The 3,414-nt window shown below is 29.2% G+C and carries 4 protein-coding genes; 2 read left to right on the top strand and 2 right to left on the bottom strand.

Going from position 1 to position 3,414, the window contains the following annotated elements:
* Positions 1-11 precede the first annotated feature (11 nt).
* Both V7068_RS22325 and V7068_RS22320 read right to left on the bottom strand, forming a co-directional pair.
* Positions 12-320, bottom strand: coding sequence for a hypothetical protein (locus V7068_RS22325; RefSeq protein ID WP_499714614.1), 309 nt, complete (start codon positions 318-320; stop codon positions 12-14).
* A gap of 565 nt (positions 321-885) precedes the next feature.
* Positions 886-1,704 carry a metallophosphoesterase gene (locus V7068_RS22320; protein WP_499714613.1) on the bottom strand — a complete coding sequence of 273 codons (819 nt, stop codon included), beginning with the start codon at positions 1,702-1,704 and terminating at the stop codon, positions 886-888.
* A 432-nt stretch (positions 1,705-2,136) separates the two neighbouring features.
* Here V7068_RS22320 and V7068_RS22315 point away from each other — a divergent pair, with 432 nt between their 5' ends.
* Together V7068_RS22315 and V7068_RS22310 are read left to right on the top strand one after the other, a co-directional pair.
* Positions 2,137-2,760, top strand: coding sequence for a hypothetical protein (locus V7068_RS22315; protein ID WP_499714612.1), 624 nt, complete (start codon positions 2,137-2,139; stop codon positions 2,758-2,760).
* Positions 2,761-2,929: 169 nt separating this feature from the next.
* A partial coding sequence (locus V7068_RS22310) for a hypothetical protein (protein WP_499714611.1) occupies positions 2,930-3,414 on the top strand: 485 nt, incomplete at its 3' end.

The raw sequence follows: 3,414 nt of genomic DNA, 5'->3' as shown, positions 1-3,414 counted from the left end.
CTATTAATATACTACAAAAATGGATTGTCATCTGGATTATTTACAAACGGATTGTCATCTGAATTACTTGCAAATGGATCAACAGACTCATAGTTCAACTTCACCTCAAACTTTTCATCTCCAAAACCCTTTTCCTGTAAGTATTTGTATCGTTCATTTAATGCAATTTTTATTACAGCTAATTTACTTAGGTTAATCCTATTTGTGTAAACAGAATTTTCTTTTAACTCTGTTTTTAAAGCTTTCAATTCCATTATTACCAGCTCTTCTAATTTTTCTCCAGTTTCCCAATCTAGTTCAATTTTGCTCATCTTCCTCATATTATGATTTTCCTCCTCTTATATTTTGATGTTGTTCATTTTTTGTTAGCATTTCGAGCTTAATCTTATACCAGTATTTTTTTCAGTTTGTCACCCCCATATCAAAAGCAAAAAAGGACACACCTCTATTAAAGAAGTGCGTCCTTCGCAACTTTTAAATAATCTATACTATAAAATAATGCCATAATTTCTCTTCTTTCACAAGAAATTCATTATCTAACTTAAAACATACATTGGAGCATTAATTGTTATGCTTCCTTTATTAGATATTGAAATGATACATCTTCGAATAAAATGATTTTGGGGTTCCTGCTGCTTGGTCTCTTCACATCCTTTGCCCTTATCAAGAAAATCATCCATCACGTTAATTATTAGCAAGTAAACCGACGCTCCAAGTTATTCAATCAACTAGCAGATTTGTTTAATAGTTCTATGCTAAATTTTTTCACGAGAAGAGGAATATAAAGGTAGTAGTTATATTTAAGGACATACTTAGATGCTTTTTTGTTCATAGTATCTTCACGTGTACGCTCAGGATGTCTCAAAAGCCTCATTTTGTATGTATTTAAGGTATTTGAATAAGCGATATTGTTTTTTCTAACTCTGATATAAAATCATCGCTTTCCCATTCACCTTTATAACCTAATGGGTTGCAAATAATATTTTTACCATGGAAATCTCGAATAACTCCATATCGTTTATGCGTATGACCAAATAATACCCACTCGATATTAGAATATTGATCTAGTAACCCTCCCAAATCAGAAGAGCCCATAAAAGCATTACACAAATTCCAATTTGCATCATTTGCTTTAAACGTAATAAACTCTTTGTATGGAATAAAATGATTTACAAAAATGATTTTCTTATCTTTAAATGTGCTAAGTTGCTTTTCGAACTTGTCTATCATAATGCGTTGTAAATCTATATCATTCATATTCCATCTAGCGTAGACAGAATCGTTCCATAATTTTTTCTTACGAGAACGTAATATACTATGCGGAATTGTTTCTGGAGAAAATGAATAATCATACCATCCCATGTCCCCTATTACAGCATATTCATTATTAATAACATATGGTTTATCGATAAGGCTAGAATCATGACTTTTTATAATATTATAGCCATCCCACGAGCTTTGGTTTTGGTCTACCCATACATCGTGATTACCTGGAATAAATAACACTTTCGTTCCTATTTGATATTGAATAACATCTATAATTTTCAAGGTATTATCAGCGAAATTCGTTAAATCTCCTGAAATAATAATTAAATCCGTCTTTTTATCTTTAATGACACTAATCAATTCAGACAACAAATTTCTTCCCATTTGATTTGAATTTACGTCCAAATGAGAATCGCTAAACACTACAATATTTTTCATTTTGTATCCCTCATTCTTTTCATTAATTTAAAAACCTAACGAAATTTCCTGAAAATCACCAAATAATTTATAATGAGATTTAAATTACATAGAACTAAATTCCTGCGGGATAGGACAATTTATCTAACAGTTCACCTTTTCCAAATACTGTTTTATATTCCATTAATTAATACATTTAAAATAAAATTGGTTATCTTTATTCACCTATATGGCAGTAGGAGACCGAAATCGTATCGGGTATTTTTACCCAAATCTTATTGTTCTCTAGTTAGGGAACCTCACACAATAAAATATACATATATCAAAATTTCATTTAATATCAGACTTTGTTTTCAAACTATATACTTGCATATTATTTTTCTACATACATGATTAGATAAAGCCTTTAAACAAGCGGATTTTTTGTAAATTTAATTATTTATCTTGGATGTAATGAAAACTGTTAAAAATTTTCAACGGAAGGATATGATTACTTTGAAAACTAGTAATATTAACTGCCTTTATTGCGCCCATTATAATTCTATAAATCGTTTTTGTATGTTAGAAGGAACCTCAAGAAATGCTCCCCCTATTCCATCAAGTAGATGTGTAAAGGAAAATAATTATGTTAGATATATTTTTGTCGTAAGATCTAATAAACCGCATTACTCCTCACAAAAATATTTCTCTCAATTCAAAAAAGATGATTTGGGAAGACCACTCTATGTTATTACTAATAGAGGAATTGAACATCCTTTAAAAGCAGGTCCATTAGTTCATCTCAAAAACTTTGGAAATGGAGTACCCCGGATATTTACATTTCAAGGGCAAAGGGAACTGATTTATGAAATTGGATTCACTCTTACCCTTATAGAAGGATATAAATATAATGTTCCTGTATATTGTTATAAATACGAGAAGAATATACAAGGTCAAGCTAACCGTATAAAGACTTATTTAAAATCTAATTCTCATATAATAAACCATTTAACTAATCAAAAAAAATTAAACTTTAAGTATTATTTAATAAAAGATAAATTATCAGAATACATTGATAATAATTTTAATCTTGTGTAAAATTATTTTGTAGATTCTTTTCTTTTGTGTCTCACTCATGCGAGAGAGATAATCCTGTTCATAAATAAAAGTCCTTTAAAGGATCCTTAACCTCTATCTTAATAATTGATAGAGGTTTTTTGTGTATTTTTCACTACATTAAAATCTATTTATAAACGGAGGAATATTTTTGAAAAATATATCAATCACCCAAAAGCAAAAAGAAATTCTCATCTTACTCTATCGCTACAGAGGATTAACAAATGAACATCTTAGAAAAATTTTATACCACCATTTACACTCAAATCCCAAAGGTCAAAAAGCAAATGTATCAAGATTAACTAAAAATCTTCGGGAAAATAAATACATTTACACTGCATCATGTTTTCCACATTCAAAAGATTACATTCATTATCTAACAAAAAAAGCAGTAAATTACTTAAGGAAAGAATTAGAAATTAACATAAATGATCCATTAACTGGGTTCCACAATATCGTCGGAGACTTTGAAGCTACAATATTAAAACCAAGTATCGGTAAGCATCATTTAATGTTAGTAGATTTCTTGAGTGATTATAGTCATATTAAGTTTAGAAATAACCTTTATGCAGCTCAAAAGTACGAAACAAAAAAACTTCGACCCGATGCTGAAATTCTTATACAAAATAAAATCTT

The sequence above is a fragment of the Bacillus sp. JJ634 genome, assembly GCF_036962285.1.
Lineage (GTDB): Bacteria > Bacillota > Bacilli > Bacillales > DSM-1321 > Peribacillus > Peribacillus asahii_A.
The sequence above is the reverse complement of the archived record's forward strand: the minus strand, read 5'-3'. Positions and strand labels throughout refer to the sequence as shown.